15 protein-coding genes are annotated in these 14674 nt (G+C 40.2%); 8 read left to right on the top strand and 7 right to left on the bottom strand.

All coding sequences use genetic code 11. The features are described 5' to 3' along the window. Position 1: 1 nt before the first annotated feature. The 5 genes from rbbA to K0A91_RS01125 are packed head-to-tail and all read right to left on the bottom strand — an operon-like array spanning position 2 to position 6492. Entirely contained in the window at positions 2-2704 is a 2703-nt protein-coding gene (gene rbbA, locus K0A91_RS01105; protein ID WP_295007294.1) for a ribosome-associated ATPase/putative transporter RbbA, read from the bottom strand. A gap of 1 nt (position 2705) precedes the next feature. Next, positions 2706-3716 carry an HlyD family efflux transporter periplasmic adaptor subunit gene (locus K0A91_RS01110; RefSeq protein ID WP_295007296.1) on the bottom strand — a complete coding sequence of 337 codons (1011 nt, stop codon included), beginning with the start codon at positions 3714-3716 and terminating at the stop codon, positions 2706-2708. A gap of 55 nt (positions 3717-3771) precedes the next feature. After that, positions 3772-4590 carry a phosphatidylserine decarboxylase gene (locus tag K0A91_RS01115; protein WP_295007298.1) on the bottom strand — a complete coding sequence of 273 codons (819 nt, stop codon included), beginning with the start codon at positions 4588-4590 and terminating at the stop codon, positions 3772-3774. Beyond that, complete coding sequence (gene truD / locus K0A91_RS01120) at positions 4583-5659, bottom strand: tRNA pseudouridine(13) synthase TruD (protein ID WP_295007300.1); 1077 nt, start codon at positions 5657-5659, stop codon at positions 4583-4585. Before truD ends, K0A91_RS01115 begins: the two co-directional genes overlap by 8 nt. Positions 5660-5673: 14 nt before the next feature. Then, on the bottom strand, positions 5674-6492 hold the full coding sequence (locus K0A91_RS01125) for a thiamine-phosphate kinase (protein WP_295007302.1): 819 nt from the start codon (positions 6490-6492) through the stop codon (positions 5674-5676). Between the two features lie 88 nt (positions 6493-6580). On the opposite strand from K0A91_RS01125, the gene K0A91_RS01130 reads away from it, so the two are divergent. The 8 genes from K0A91_RS01130 (at position 6581) to K0A91_RS01165 (ending at position 12476) form a co-directional block, all read left to right on the top strand. Next, on the top strand, positions 6581-7780 hold the full coding sequence (locus K0A91_RS01130) for a diguanylate cyclase (RefSeq protein ID WP_295007304.1): 1200 nt from the start codon (positions 6581-6583) through the stop codon (positions 7778-7780). Between the two features lie 125 nt (positions 7781-7905). Continuing rightward, positions 7906-9618 carry a succinate dehydrogenase flavoprotein subunit gene (gene sdhA, locus K0A91_RS01135; protein WP_295007306.1) on the top strand — a complete coding sequence of 571 codons (1713 nt, stop codon included), beginning with the start codon at positions 7906-7908 and terminating at the stop codon, positions 9616-9618. A 9-nt stretch (positions 9619-9627) separates the two neighbouring features. After that, entirely contained in the window at positions 9628-10605 is a 978-nt protein-coding gene (sdhB, locus tag K0A91_RS01140) for a succinate dehydrogenase iron-sulfur subunit (RefSeq protein ID WP_295007308.1), read from the top strand. A gap of 10 nt (positions 10606-10615) precedes the next feature. Beyond that, positions 10616-11497: a CoB--CoM heterodisulfide reductase iron-sulfur subunit B family protein gene (locus K0A91_RS01145; protein ID WP_295007310.1), complete on the top strand. Its 882-nt coding sequence runs from the start codon at positions 10616-10618 to the stop codon at positions 11495-11497. Positions 11498-11618: 121 nt separating this feature from the next. Beyond that, positions 11619-11780, top strand: coding sequence for a hypothetical protein (locus tag K0A91_RS01150; protein WP_295007312.1), 162 nt, complete (start codon positions 11619-11621; stop codon positions 11778-11780). After that, positions 11781-11909, top strand: a complete 129-nt coding sequence (locus tag K0A91_RS01155; RefSeq protein WP_295007314.1) for a DUF3185 family protein — start codon at positions 11781-11783, stop codon at positions 11907-11909. Positions 11910-11996: 87 nt separating this feature from the next. Then, positions 11997-12143, top strand: a complete 147-nt coding sequence (locus K0A91_RS01160; RefSeq protein WP_295007316.1) for a lmo0937 family membrane protein — start codon at positions 11997-11999, stop codon at positions 12141-12143. Between the two features lie 168 nt (positions 12144-12311). After that, the gene (locus tag K0A91_RS01165; RefSeq protein WP_295007318.1) at positions 12312-12476 is read left to right on the top strand and encodes a hypothetical protein; all 165 of its coding nucleotides are present in this window, start codon (positions 12312-12314) and stop codon (positions 12474-12476) included. A gap of 31 nt (positions 12477-12507) precedes the next feature. Here the strand turns inward: K0A91_RS01165 and K0A91_RS01170 are convergent, their stop codons facing one another. Next, positions 12508-13101: a GGDEF domain-containing protein gene (locus K0A91_RS01170; RefSeq protein ID WP_295007320.1), complete on the bottom strand. Its 594-nt coding sequence runs from the start codon at positions 13099-13101 to the stop codon at positions 12508-12510. Positions 13102-13318: 217 nt separating this feature from the next. Further along, positions 13319-14485, bottom strand: a complete 1167-nt coding sequence (gene nosP / locus K0A91_RS01175) for a nitric oxide-sensing protein NosP (protein ID WP_295007322.1) — start codon at positions 14483-14485, stop codon at positions 13319-13321. Positions 14486-14674: the final 189 nt, after the last annotated feature.

Below are 14674 nucleotides of genomic sequence, written 5' to 3' on the forward strand. Positions count from 1 at the left end.
ACTATCTCTCCTGCTTTCTCAAAAGCATTAGGCTTAGTGCGCTGATGACCACAATAGAGAGGGCGATAGCTATAAAATCAAAATGGTGCCCCTCAAAACCGATGTTTTTGCTAAATATGCCCCTGCTGATGTTTATAAAATATGTAGCGGGGAAGATATTGCCAATAAATGCGCCTACACCCTCCAGTGAGCTAACGGGGTCACGCAGTCCTGAAAAAGCAATAGTGGGAAGCAGCGTCGCTATTGCTGTGCCTCCGAGTGCGGATATTTGAGTTTTTGTAAAGGCAGACATTAAAAATCCCATGCCGGTAGTTGCGATAACAAAAAGCAGTGCAGCAAAAAAAAGTGTGATAAAACTTCCCGCAACCGGAACCTTAAATACATATACGGCAAGAAGAATAAGCCCTAAAAAACTAATCATGCTAATCACCACATAAGGTATCTGTTTGCCTAGTAAAAACTCCAGTTTAGTAACGGGCGTTGCATAAAAATTGGCAATCGTACCAAGCTCTTTTTCCCTAACAACACTAAGCGCCATTAAGATGGAGGGGATAAAGACAAGAAGCATGGGAATAACGGCAGGAACCATCGAGTAGATGCTTTTAAAATCCTGATTGTAGCGGTACCTCGTCTCTATCTCAACCAGCGGCGAGGCTTTTGTATTTAAGAGCGATTCTAAGTAGCTGTAATGAAGCCCTTCAACATACCCTTTTATGGTCTCTGCCCTAAAGGCAAGCGTTCCGTCTATCCAAACACCAATCTCTGCTCCATCTCCTTTTGCAAAATCTCTTCCAAAATTTGGAGGTATCTCTATTGCAAGCGCAATCTTGCCTCTTTTCATCTTCTCATCCAAATCAGCATATGATATCAAACTCTCCTGCTCCAGAAAGTATATTGAGCCTGAGATATGCTCTACATACTCCCTGCTACGTGGGCTCTGGTCATAATCAAGAACAGAATATTTCAAGTCCTCAACATCCATGCTTACTCCATATCCCATTACAAACATTAGTATGACAGTTCCAAGAAGCGCAAAAACAAGACGCAGAGGATCTCTTATAAGCTCCAGCGATTCACGGTAAATATAGCCGAAAAATCTAAGCGGCGAAAAAAAAGTTGCCAATTTTTTATGGGAGCTTCTATCCATGGAAATTGTTATGTCGTCACTCTCATCTTTGCCCATATCCTCATACAGATACTCCACAAAAGCCTCTTCCAGATTCTCTTTATCTTTTGAGCGAGCGATTGCTTCTGGGGAGTCACTTGCTAAAACCCTGCCTTGATGCATCAAAGAGACTCTGTCACAGCGCTCTCCCTCATTCATAAAATGGGTAGAAATAAAGATTGTAACTCCGTCATTTTGAGATAAATCAGTCAAAAACTTCCAAAACATATCTCTGGATATCGGGTCAACGCCTGATGTCGGCTCATCAAGTATAAGCATTTTGGGCTTATGAATAACGGCAACAGCCAAAGAGAGCCTCTGCTTTATTCCAAGAGGCAAATCAAGCGCCAAAGAGTCTTCATATTGCTTTATGAAAAATCGCTCAAGCATCTTCTCTACAACCTCTTTTATCACGCTCTTTTTTATCCTGTATAAATGTGCATGCAGTATCAGATTTTGCTTTACGCTCAGTTCATTGTAGAGAGAGAAGGACTGCGTCATGTATCCGACATCATTTCTCATCTCAAGACTATGCTTTTTTATGGATTGTCCAAAGAGTTTAATTGTTCCATGGGTCGGGCTTAAAAGTCCGGTAAGCATCTTCATGGTTGTTGTTTTGCCGCATCCGTTTGAACCTAAAAAACCGAAAATCTCACCTTGGGCAATTTGAAAACTTACGTTCTCTACAGCCGTAAAGTCGCCGAACTTCTTCGTAAGCTCCACAGCTTCTATCGCCAGTGCGCTGTTTTGAAACTCTTTTTTTTTGGGAAGCAAGAAATCTATATACTCTCTACTCTCCTCTTTTGGCAAAAGCTGAGTAAATGCAGAATCTATATTGTCCGTGTTTGTAATATTCAAAAGCTCTTGTGGCGTTCCTTGAGAGAGTATTTTGCCATCATTTACAGCGATTATATGGTCAAAAAACTCTGCTTCTTGCATGTAGGCTGTAGCAATAAGCACACTAACACCTTTTTGACTCTCTCGTATATGCGCAATTAGTTTCCAAAACTCTCTTCTTGAGAGCGGATCAACACCGGTTGTAGGCTCATCGAGTATAAGCAGGTCTGGGTCATGTATAAGAGCACAGCAAAGACCCAGTTTCTGCTTCATGCCTCCAGAGAGCTTTCCCACCGCCCTATCCTTAAATTCATAGAGCCCGATACTCTTTAGAAGAGCATCTATTCTTCTTTTTCTCTCACTTTTATCAAGTCCGAACACTCTTGCAAAAAACTCCATATTTTCATATACGGAAAGTAACATGTATAGATTTTTTCCGAGCCCTTGGGGCATGTAGGCAATACGCGGAGATACTTTTTTTCTAAATAATGCGCTTTTTATGTCACCGCCTAGAACTTCAACGCTTCCGCTTTGGATTTTTTTGACTCCCGCTATTATTGAGAGGAGTGTTGATTTTCCAACCCCGTCAGGTCCGATAAAGCCGACCATGCTTCCTGATGGAATATTCAATGTTACAGAGTCTAGCGCCTTTGTTTTTTTATAAAAGTGCGAAACATCTTCTATTTTGACAACAAAGTTCATTTTATTTTTGTGTTTCTATGTAGCTTTTTGGCAGATTGGTTAAATGTTGCGGCCAGACTGCATGTTGTCCAAGGGGAATGTAAGCAACCCCCGGCAGTCCTGTCTTGACTTTTTCCATATGCTCTTTTAAAAGGTTGTAGTCTATGGTAACTTTTACCCTAAACATAAGCTTCTCCCTCTCTTCCTTAGTCTCTATCTGTTTTGGCGTAAACTGCGCTTTTGGCGATATAAAGGTAACTTTTGCCGGTATTGCGATATCTGGTAGCGCATCTAGGACTATTCTTGCCTCAGTGCCGTAATCTATCTCCCCGATTTGAGAAGTGGGAAGAAATATAGTCATGTAAGTATCCAGCAAATCAAGAAGTACAAGAACGTTTTGACCGCTTCCGACTACCTCTCCGTTTTGTGCAAGCTTGTAGAGGATACGCCCCTCTGCGGGAGCATAAAGGGAGCTGTCATCTATATTTACTTTAATAGCATCAGCCTGAGCCGCCGCAGAAGCTATGGAAGCCTCCATTCGAGCGATATCGGCTTCAGCAGCCTTGAGGAGCGCTTTTGCAGACTTGTACAAGGACTCTTCCTGCTGAAAACTAAGAAGAGAGATGGCATTTTTTTTATATAGAGTCTCTGCTCTTAAAAAGTTCTCTTTTGCAAGGGAGAGGAGGCTTTTTGTTTGCTCCAGCAGTGCCAAAGCGTGATTTTTACCCTCTTTTGCCTCTCTTATCTGCGCCTGCGCCAAGCGCAGTTTTGCCTCTAGCTCATCTGTGTCAAGCTTTGCGAGAAGTTGCCCTTTTTTAACTATATTGCCCTCATTTACATAGACTTCGATTAGTCGTCCCGAAATCTTTGTAGCTATATGTATCTGAGTAGACTCTATTCTGCCGTTTCCAAAAGCAAAATCTTTAAGTACTGTATCTTTACTCTTCTGTTCATCTAAATATTTGTACATGTAAAGAGTTGCAATAACTGCAACTAAAATAAAAAGAGTAATTTTTAAAATTTTTCCAAACATATCCAACTCTTATATAAAAATATCTAACCAATACTATCATATTAAAATTTAAATGCTATTTCAGCTCCGCAATCGTATCACCGTATTTGACATGCTGACCTGCGCACACATGAACATCAAGCATATCTTTCTCAGCCAAGATAACTATAGTAGAGCCCATCTCAAAACAGCCAAAATCATCTCCCTTGTTTAAATAGACGTTATCGTAACTGTATGCGCTGCTGTTTATCGCATCTGCGTTTGTTTTTATCTTCGGTTCAAAAGAGACCTGCATAACTCCAACATTCAGAGCACTCACCAGCACCATGCAGAATCTTTTTTTAGCCGTTGTTTCACAAAGCAGAACTACTCTCTCATTTTCAACAAAAAGATTTACTCTTTTTTGCAGCGATGGAATATTTACGGGGTAAAACTTTCCTGGAATATGTACGGCTTTTAGCACCTTTAAATTTGTAGGCATATGGTATCTGTGATAATCTTTTGGAGAGAGATAGAAGTTTATAAAAGCGCCATTTTCAACTATCTCTTTCTCTTCCTTGCTAAAGTTCTCTCCCAAAAGCTCATCAGAGCTATACTTCATCCCTTTTATCTGAAAGGCATAACGGCTTTCTATTGCTCCGCACTCCGTAATAAATGAGTCACACGGCGATATAAAATCTTTGCTATCCAGCGAATACGCCCTATCCTCTTTTAGTTTTCTAGTAAAGAGCGCGTTTAGCGTATGGTATGTTTGCGGTGCATGAAACTCGCTCATATCCAGTCCCATGATTTTTATATAGGCGCTGTTTATGAAATTTTGAACCGGTTTAGCAAACTCTCTGCTTGCAAATTTTCCAAAAACTTGCGAAATTGCTGATGTTATGTGTCTACCCATTTATTTTCCTCTTTGCTATCTCTTCGATTAAAACGGTTGCGTATGAACCCTTTGGAAGGTAGAAATTAAGCTCATACTGAGCCTCTTCGTCTTTGTATCTTCCGTCGATATCTTTTGGAAAAACCCAAGCATATCTTCTTGCGCCGTCTTCGTTTATCTCATCGTCAAAATCTTTTTCAATCTCTCTTGCTATTCCCGTTGCCAGCTTTACCTTTTTGCCACATAATAAGCCAGTTGCTGAGATATCTCTTTCATTAAATCTTGCAAAATCATTCTCCTCGCCGCAAAACTCAAAAAGTCTTCCGTGAGGATAGTGCTCCATTATGTCACCGCTTATAAGTTTAAAAGGATGCTTCTGTGCTTTCATTTTAAGAAGCTCCTCTTGGGGCATATTTAAAAGAGGTTCAAGCTCTTCTGCTCCAAAATTTTGCACCAGAGTGTTTATCTCAAGCCTTCTGCTGAGCCATAAATTAAAAAGATGGCTCTGATATGCGTTTATTAGGAGCTGTTTAACCTTTGGATTGCGCTCTTTTTTCTCGCCTTTTGCGATTTTCTCACCGTCAATATGGTTATTGCCGTCAGTTCCAAAACGCTGATATCCGAAATAGTTTGGCATACCATATGCAGATATGCTCTTAAGAGCTTCATCAATCTTTCTTCCTGAAGTAGGATTTACTTTTTTGAGTTTTATATAGAACTTGTTGCCGCTTAAGTGCCCTATTCTAATCTTGTTATTGTGGTATGTCTTGGATAAGATTTTAACATCCTCTTGTTCAAACGCATCCATTTGCGCTTCATACTTTTTATGCAAAGAGATATACTGCTTTGTCATGGCATGCTTGTCTTTTAGCCCTGCATAGCCTATCTCTTTGTTCTTGATTCCAAGATATTTAGCTATCATCGAAACAAGCTCAAGAGTGGAGATGCCCTTTTTTCTCACAAAAAGTATAAGATGCTCACCCTCACCGCAAAACTCATAAAGAGGTACCTCTTCTACAACGAAATCTCGTGGTGTCTGCCTAAAATGAAAATCTATACTTGAGTGGCTTAGCGAATAAAATCTATCCATGTGAATCCTGTTTGTTAAAAGTGGTGCGATTTGCACCCGTTTTTATAATTTTTTCTTACGCATTTTCCAATAATGGTTATCGGCGTTCTGCTCTTTGCCGCATGTCTTAGAAGAGCCTTTTTGTCTCTTGGGTCAAAACCAAAGAGCATCTCATACTCCTCTCCGCTGCAACCTACTCTTTTTGGGATACGGCTTTTAAACTTAAATCCAAGCCTATTTGTGGATGAGAGCTTCTCTAAGTCACTAAATAGACCGTCGGATATGTCCATACCGCAACTGAGATAACGCGAACTTGTAGAAACAAATTTGTCTCTTAGCTCTATATTTACGAACTTTGATTTTTTATGTATCTTGCCCAAATTCATCAGCTTCTTAAGCTCTTTTGAGCTTCTGCCGAGCTTGCCGCTATATGCTACCAGATGACCAATTCTAAGCCCTTTTCTCATCAGCGGCTTGGTAGTTTCAGAGATAACAGTAACGGTAATATCGAGCTTGATATTGCTGATTGTATCTCCGCCGATTATTTTAATGCCGTATTTAGCGGCAGTCTCCTGAAATCCGCACGCCAACTCTCTCATTTGGGCTTTTGTAATATTTTTTGGCATTGCAACGCTAAGAAGCGCATATTTCGGAACTGCATTCATAGCAAACGCATCCGATATATTTACAATCATCGCTTTTGATGCTATCTGGTAATGACTCATCCACTCTTTCTTAAAATGGACATTCTCAAAAAAAGCATCTTTTGAGTAGACAGTATTATCTACTAAAGCTCCGTCATCACCGACGTGAGCATCTTTAAATTGCGATATAAAATAATTTTCTAAATTCAATAAAACTTCTCAAAATGCCTTAAGTTACTATTAAAGCCAATATATATAAAATGATGGGCTATTATACCATCTATATCAGGAAACTATTATGAAAAACTCCATTAAAGCTATCTTTAAAAATCTATCTATGTTTCTTATTGCCGCTGCAGTTTTTACAGCATTTGGAGTGTTGGCTGCCCTTGATCACAGCAGCTCGTATACAAAAATAGACAATCTAGAGAGCCAAAAAAAAATTGTTTCAGAAATCATAAATCTGCCGACTGACAATCTTGAGCTCTCTCTTATAAAACTAAACGGAAAAACAACACAGCTTCAATATGACACAGACAAACTAAGAAGCCTCTATGAATACAGCTTTACAGAGAGGTTTATACTTTTAAACTCAAAAGAGTATCTTGATGACCTAAGCATACTCTACTCTCTGATTAGAAAATTCAATCTCAGTGCTAATGAGTACTATAATGATAAAAGAGGAGATATAGAGTTAAAACAGAGCGAACTGAAACAAAATGCGGAGGTTATCAAGGAACATCTAAACTATATTATATTTAAAGCAATAAGCTACGATAAAGCCAAGTTCAATATTCATAAAAATGTGACCTATTTTGCTTTCATCACTATACTGCTGGCGGCTCTTTGGTACAGAAAACAGCTTGATCTGATCTATAAAGATTTGGAATTTTTAAACAATCCAAATCTAACCCAGTATGATACATTTTCGCATGAGGCAGACTCAATCTCGCTAAGAATGAAAAGAAAGCCGGTTGTTTTTGAAAACCCTGCCATGCTTGATGCCGTAACCGGAATCAATAACTTAAAAGGCATGATGAACTCATACGCCGAAAAAAAAGGGATGAAAGAGAACAACTTCACATCCGTAACGGTCTTTGAGGTTGATAACTTCTCAAAAACCAACAAGGTCTACTCTCAAGAGCTGGCTCAAAGCATACTAAAGAAGATTGCATTCTCAATGTCTCTCTATCAGCAGACTGCTGACGTTATAGCTAGAACGGACTATAATCAATTTACAATTATTCTCTCAAGACCTAGCAAAGAGCAATCATTCAAAGATGCAGAGGAGATTCGCAAAAGTATCTCTGAACTAAAAATAAACTCACCCGAACTTGGTGATATAGAGATAACACTCAGCGGCGGACATATAATAAAACCAAAGAACATTACTCTTGAAGAGGCTATCAGACAGGCAAAAAAAGTTCTTCTTCATTCTCAAAAAACAGGTAAAAATAAAATCTCTCAAGTAAAAGATTTAGCTCAGAGCGAATTATAAGAAAAAGATATCATTAGAGATGAGACATAACGTAACAATTCGTCTATATTAAACTCTTTTTTATCATTCACAAAGGCTAGAAATAGTACAATCCGCCTTATTTTATTATTAACAAAGGAAAGCTAATGGGTATTCCTATTTATACTTACGATGCAATTATTGTCGGTGCAGGCCTAGCAGGCTGTGCTGCTGCAAGAGAGCTGCAGGTTGCAGGGAAAAGAGTCGCAGTAATCACCAAACTTCATCCTCTAAGAAGCCATTCAGGGGCTGCACAAGGCGGTGTTAATGCTGCGTTTAGCGACAAAGACAGTGTTGAGCTTCATGAGTTCGATACAGTAAAAGGAAGTGACTATTTGGCTGACCAAGATGCAGTTGAATTTATGTGTAAAAATGCGCCCGAGACTATTCGTTGGGCTGAGAGAATGGGCGCTGCGTTCAGCAGAACCGCGGACGGCAAAATCGCTCAAAGACCCTTTGGCGGTCAGTCATCACCTCGTGCATGTTATGCAAAAGATAGAACAGGCTTAACGCTTCTGCAAACCATGTATGAGCAGGCTTTCCGCGCAGGCGTAAAGTTTTGGGACGAGTGGTATGTATCTGATTTAATCTATAAAGACGGCAAAGTATCAGGCGTTGTTGCATTTAACATTAGAGATATGCAGATGGCGATCTTCAACTCGAAATCTGTTATGTTCGCAACGGGCGGATATGCAAGAAGTTATAAGATAAACTCAAACGCACATGCAAACACAGGCGATGGTCTATCAATAGTGGCTCGTCACGGTCTTCCTTTGGAGGATATGGAGTTTGTTCAGTTCCATCCATCAGGTCTTTCAGGAAACGGTGTTTTAATCTCTGAAGCAGCAAGGGGTGAAGGTGGTCGTCTATTTAACTCTCTTGGCGAGAGATTTATGGAAAAATATGCTCCAAATGCGATGGAACTAGCTTCTAGAGATGTTGTAAGCCGCGCTATATTAAATGAAATCAGAGAGGGACGCGGTGTTGGACCCAGAAAAGATGCTGTTTACTTAGATGTAACCCACCTAGGAAAAGATTTGATTATGGAGAGATTGCCTGAACTTCGTGATTTGGCTATCACATTCTTGGGTCTTGACATGATTAAAGAGCCTATTCTTATCTCTGCAACTGCTCACTACTCAATGGGCGGAATTCCTGTTAATATCGCAGGAAATGTTCGTAAAAACAACAATGAGTTTGTTGAGGGCTTTTATGCGGCCGGCGAGTGCTCATGCGTATCTGTTCACGGTGCAAACCGCCTCGGCGCAAACTCTGTTCTTGAAGCGCTTCTATTTGGCCGTTTCGTAGGTAAAACAATGGTTGATGAGATAGATGGTATTACTCTTCGTCCTGCTACTGAAGCTGACGCACAAAGAGCTATCAAAGAGATTGATTTCGTACTAAACAACAATGGAAGTGAAACTATTCCAAATCTAAGAGAAGAGCTCCAACAGTGTATGACTGCAAATGCAGGCGCTTTTAGAACAAAAGAGACTCTAGAGATTGCTGTTGCTAAAGTCAAAGAGCTTAGAGAGAGATTTAAAAATATCCGCATCAAAGACAAATCAAAAATATTCAACACAGATATGCAAGAAGCTATTGAATTCTCTCACATGGTTGACTACTCTGCATTTATAGTAGAGAGCGCTATTGCTAGATGCGAGAGTCGCGGTGCACACTACAGAGAAGATTTTGCAACTCGCGATGATGAGAACTTCCTAAAGCACACTATGGCATATATGGATAAAGACGGAAACATATCGCTTGACTACATGCCTGTCGCACTTGGCAAGCATGAACTTAAAGCAAGAAATTACTAAGGAGCACTTATGAGTAAAAATGCAATCAGTACACAAAAAGTAAACTTCAAAGTATTTCGCTTCAATTCCAATGAAGACTATCTGCCATACTATGAAAACTACACTATGGATGTCACAAGCGAAGAGGTTGTTTTAGATATTTTAAACAGAATCAAATGGGATTACGACGGTAGTTTTTCATACCGCAGAAGCTGCCGCCACGGTATCTGTGGAGCATGTGCCATAAAAGTAAACGGACGCTCAACTCTTGCATGTAAAGAGAGTATGACGACTATGATAGAGTATTTTGGAAACGATATCACTCTTGAGCCGCTAAGCACAAAAAGAGCTGTCAAAGATATGATTATCGACAAGGCTGACTTCTGGGAGAAACATGCTGCGGTTACTCCGTATCTTGTTGCTGATATAGATGAGTGCCCGTCTAGCGAAAATCTTGTATCTCCTCATGATGCAGAAGAGCTAAACGAAGCAGATTTATGTATCCAGTGCGGTGCGTGTCACTACGCTTGTCCTGTGGTTGAGGTAAACAGCGACTTCTTCGGTCCTGCGGCTTTTGCTGCGGCTTACCGTTTTGAAGCAGATGTTCGTGACAGTGACACAGAGAGACTTGCAAATGTAAACGAAGAGAAACAGGGCGTTTGGGACTGTGCTAAATGTTTTGAGTGTGCAGAAGTTTGTCCAAAAGAGATTAACCCGATTGAGAAGATTACAAAACTTCACCAGATGACATTTAAAAAAGGTGTTGCAAAGAACAATGTTGCAACTCGCCATGCAGTTGGTTTCTTTCACTCAATCAAAAGACACGGTCTGCTCGATGAGGGCGGTTTGGTGCTCTACTCTGAGGGTCCATCTATTGTAAAACATATTCCTGTTGCACTTCAAATGTTTAGAAAAGGCAAAATAATCATGCCTTGGAATATGCCAAAATCGGATAAGCTTGATGAAATTAAAAAGCTTATAAAATCATCATCAACTGTTAAGTTCTAGGAGTAGTTATATGAAAAAATTAAAATACGCACTTTTTACAGGATGTACAGCAAAACAGAGTACTCCTGAGCAGATGATGTCAACTCTGGCTGTTGCTAAAAAACTAAATATTGAGCTGGTAGAACTAACTGAAGCTTCTTGCTGCGGAGCTTCTCACTTGCAAGATTATGATGATTTTTTATCGCTTGTATTAAACGCTAGAAATATAGCTTATGCTGAAAAACACGGTCTTACAATGGTTACAATCTGTAATACATGTCAATTAAATACGGCTATGACAAAACATAGACTGGATAAAAATCCAGAGCTAAAAGCAAGAGTAAACGAGAAGCTTGCAGAGGTTGGTTTAGAGTACAAAGGTACATCAAACATTATCCACTTCTTGTATGCTATCATCGATGATTTTGGACTAGACAAAATCAAAGAGATGGTTGTAAGACCTCTAAGAGAGTTCAACATCGCTCCGTTTTACGGCTGTCACAACATCCGCCCTTCTGAGCTTCATGATGAGTCTCATAAACAAAAAGAGAATCCTTACAACCCTACTTCGCTAGATGACCTTATCATCGCATGCGGCGGTATGAATGTTGATTATGAAGAGAAGAACAAGTGCTGCGGTTTCCACGTTGAACTTCAGGCTCCACATACTGCAGCTGTTCTTACGGGAAATGCGATTGCAGGTGCAACCGACCAAAATGCAGATATGATGGTAACACCTTGCCCTCTTTGTCACCTAAAACTAGACACACAGACAAAACATGCTTCTGAAGCGATAGGCAGAGAAGTTTCACTTCCTGTTCTTCATATGCAGCAGATGGTAGGTCTGGCACTTGGATGCAGCCCTGCAGAACTTGGCCTAAAACACCACATTACAGATGTAAACTTCATCTAAAACAAAAGACAGAGAGATCTCCTCTTTGTTTTTTAAACTTTTTAACTCTTACCCGCCAATTCCCAGACCGCAACAAAACGAGCAGAATCCATCAAGGTTATCAATAAGCAAGATTTTAAAAATGGAAATATTACTGTACAATAAGTTTATCTGCAATGCTACAACATTTCAGCTATTTCAAATTCAGGAGTCCAATATGGAAAAAAGTTTAGGAACTGTAATAAAAATTATTGGTCTTATCCTTGCAGTTGCAGGAATTGGTTTTGCAGTATGGGGCTATTAGTTGTCAGGCTCTGTCGGTTCACAAGTAACACAAGCTGTTACGGGTGCAGATACAGATAAAGTAATGACTTATTATATTCTTGGTGCTGTCAGTTTTGTTGTTGGCATGTATCTTTTTCGTAAAAATTAAGAAAAAAGTATATTAAGGCTTTACAAAATGAGGTTTTTATGGACACTGTTTCAAGAAAAATCTTACTAAACAACATGGAGAAATAGTATGCTTGAAACTATTGCAATAATTTTAGTCATCCTTTGGCTATTAGGATTTACCACTTCATATACTATGGGAGGATTTATCCATATTCTCTTAGTTATTGCACTTGTGGTTATTCTAGTTCGTGTTATTCAAGGAAGACGGCTCTAAAGAGTCGTAGGGAGCTCTCCCTAAAACAAAGCAAAACAGGGCGAGCCAGGTCAGGTAAGTTATGGTGCTTGAGATCATCTCAAAAAGATATTGAAAGTAGTTGGGATTCACTTCGTGCGTACGTGAAAAGGCTCTTGATGAGATCAATGAAATTAAAAAGGATATCAAATGAAAAAAAGTCTAATGTTTATAATAGTTCTGTTTGTAACACTCATGGCTAGTGGTTGTAGTGAGACATGGCAAGGTGCAAAAAAAGATACGTCTGACAATGCTGAGTGGAGCAAGGACAAGGTCAATGAAGGGGCCGAATATATAGAGAAAAAAACCGATTGATTCTAGGTTACAGCGGTTTAATTTTAGCTTTTTAGGCGTTTGTTGTTATATGCGGGATATGTTCAGAAAAATAGACTCTATTGCGTCCATTTTCTTTTGCTTGGTACATCGCAATATCGGCGTATTTAAAAATCTCTTCGGAGCTGTTTTCGTGCTTAACGAACAGCACTACGCCGATACTTACCGTACAATGGTGTTCTATCGTACCTTCTTTGCCCTCTTTTTGTGTGCATGTCAGTAAAAAAGGCTCCGCCAATGAGGCTCGAATTTTTTCGGCTACAATGCCGGCTTGAGTAATAGAGCGTTCTTTATCCACATCCAGCTCACTGAGCATCACTACGAATTCATCACCGCCAAAACGTGCGACTGTATCCATTTCGCGGACACACATAGTGATACGACGACCAACTTCTATGAGAAGCAAATCTCCCATATCGTGTCCGTGAGTATCGTTGAGCAGTTTAAAGTTGTCCAAATCCATAAACATAACTGCACCGTAACGCCCGCTCCGCTTACTCCCACTCATCGCTTGTCCCAAACGGTCATTTAGCAGGCGGCGATTGGGGAGTTGCGTCAAGGTGTCATAGTAGGCAAAGTTGCGAATACTGTTTTCACTTTCACGCAAGGCACGGGTTATTTTCTCATTTTCAGCCAGTGCAGCTTCTAGCTCTTCGGTACGACGACGTATCTGATCTTCAAGGGTAATCGCGGTTTGGAACAGATTAAAGTCAGATTCCTCCATGCTTATATTTAGTTCGGCACGGTTCATCAGTGCCCTAATAATTTTATTTAGACGTGTGATTTCAAGCTGCATACTCTCTTCGTTTGTACCGGAACCCTTTTTAGACATCGTCTGTCACCGTAGCTGACTTGGGTGAAGTACCGATGGCAATCCCAGTGAGAGTCTGGTTGACATGTACCCCATGAAACTGTTCGCCGTAGCTTCTAAACCCTATAGTACTGTTGCTTTTGAAAATTTCTCCGACTTGATCTTTTAATCCGCTCTGCGAGATTTCCAAATTGCGCAGAATACAGTCACAGCCGATGACGAGTTTAGGCTCCCCCACATCTTCGTGAATTTTCTCAAAAGTCTGCTCCAGATTATTGACCAGACCAACACCGTATGCTACCCTAAGCACTACTCCCTCTTCAATAGCACAATAAAAAGTCAGACTGCCGTCGGGATTGACTTTCTGGATAGAGCGCACATAGTCGGTACCGTCTATCATCACCACAACAGGCGAAGCGGCAAAACGCATGGGACTGAGTTCATGGATATCAACACCAACCAACCTTGCATACTCTTGTGCAGCAGGCAGTCCGTTAATCTCCTTGACGATACGTCTTGCACTGTCTGCCTCTGTAACTACCAGACGTTCATCAGTGGAAATAAAGTGTTGGGTCTTAAATATCGTGAAGGGTAAAGAGGTGGTGATTAACATCAACACCACACTGTCGGAGTGGAAATGGCCGTTGCTGTATACATGTGTCTTTTCAAATTTCATATCATCACCTGCAGAACCGCCAAATAGCGCTATCTTCCCCAACGCATACTGCAAGGCATGTGCCACCAGCTCCTCCCGCAAAGACAATCCGTCAATCAACATAAATGCGAAGCTGTTATTCTCATTTGCTCTCGGACTTTTGCTTTCAAGCTGCTGTAACAGAGTTTGGGCAAAGTTGTGCCCATGGGTAATATCAAACTGGTTTAAATGATTCAGCAGCCCGCTGACGGCTGTAAAACTGCTGGATGGAAAACTTGCTCCTGTTAGGCTATGGGTAAGATAACCTGCCGGTCCTGTTTCTCCTGCCGTGGTGCAGCCCACTACTTGGATTCCGGCAAAAAGGCGGTTCATTTCCGCTGCAATTATATCTAGGTCATATTCACTGGAACAAAAAAAAAGTACAAGTTCAATGCTTGGCTGTATCACCCCTTTATGAAACTCCTCTACAGCTTTTTTAGCTTCTGTTGCCTGCGATTGTGCTATACGGATATCTTGGATGCTCATCGTAATCACCTCGTATATTATTATTAAATATCAACTTACAATCATTGTACTCTATTTTTCACCAATATACAAAATCAAGAAAATATTTCGATTGATAAAAATGATAAAATGGCACAACTTTGTAACTTTAAAATTACGCCCATATGAAATTACACATTAGTATTCTTTTTGAGTAAATTCAGATAGAAT

It is taken from the genome of Sulfurimonas sp. (genome assembly GCF_019429335.1).
Taxonomy (GTDB): Bacteria; Campylobacterota; Campylobacteria; order Campylobacterales; family Sulfurimonadaceae; genus Sulfurimonas.

What these genes read in the sequence shown, in the direction of transcription:
- rbbA (WP_295007294.1), bottom strand. Translation starts at nt 2,704, where the DNA reads ATGAACTTTGTTGTCAAAATAGAAGATGTTTCGCACTTTTATAAAAAA.
- K0A91_RS01110 (WP_295007296.1), bottom strand. Translation starts at nt 3,716, where the DNA reads ATGTTTGGAAAAATTTTAAAAATTACTCTTTTTATTTTAGTTGCAGTT.
- K0A91_RS01115 (WP_295007298.1), bottom strand. Translation starts at nt 4,590, where the DNA reads ATGGGTAGACACATAACATCAGCAATTTCGCAAGTTTTTGGAAAATTT.
- truD (WP_295007300.1), bottom strand. Translation starts at nt 5,659, where the DNA reads ATGGATAGATTTTATTCGCTAAGCCACTCAAGTATAGATTTTCATTTT.
- K0A91_RS01130 (WP_295007304.1), top strand. Translation starts at nt 6,581, where the DNA reads ATGAAAAACTCCATTAAAGCTATCTTTAAAAATCTATCTATGTTTCTT.
- sdhA (WP_295007306.1), top strand. Translation starts at nt 7,906, where the DNA reads ATGGGTATTCCTATTTATACTTACGATGCAATTATTGTCGGTGCAGGC.
- sdhB (WP_295007308.1), top strand. Translation starts at nt 9,628, where the DNA reads ATGAGTAAAAATGCAATCAGTACACAAAAAGTAAACTTCAAAGTATTT.
- K0A91_RS01145 (WP_295007310.1), top strand. Translation starts at nt 10,616, where the DNA reads ATGAAAAAATTAAAATACGCACTTTTTACAGGATGTACAGCAAAACAG.
- K0A91_RS01150 (WP_295007312.1), top strand. Translation starts at nt 11,619, where the DNA reads ATGGAAATATTACTGTACAATAAGTTTATCTGCAATGCTACAACATTT.
- K0A91_RS01160 (WP_295007316.1), top strand. Translation starts at nt 11,997, where the DNA reads ATGCTTGAAACTATTGCAATAATTTTAGTCATCCTTTGGCTATTAGGA.
- K0A91_RS01165 (WP_295007318.1), top strand. Translation starts at nt 12,312, where the DNA reads ATGAAAAAAAGTCTAATGTTTATAATAGTTCTGTTTGTAACACTCATG.
- nosP (WP_295007322.1), bottom strand. Translation starts at nt 14,485, where the DNA reads ATGAGCATCCAAGATATCCGTATAGCACAATCGCAGGCAACAGAAGCT.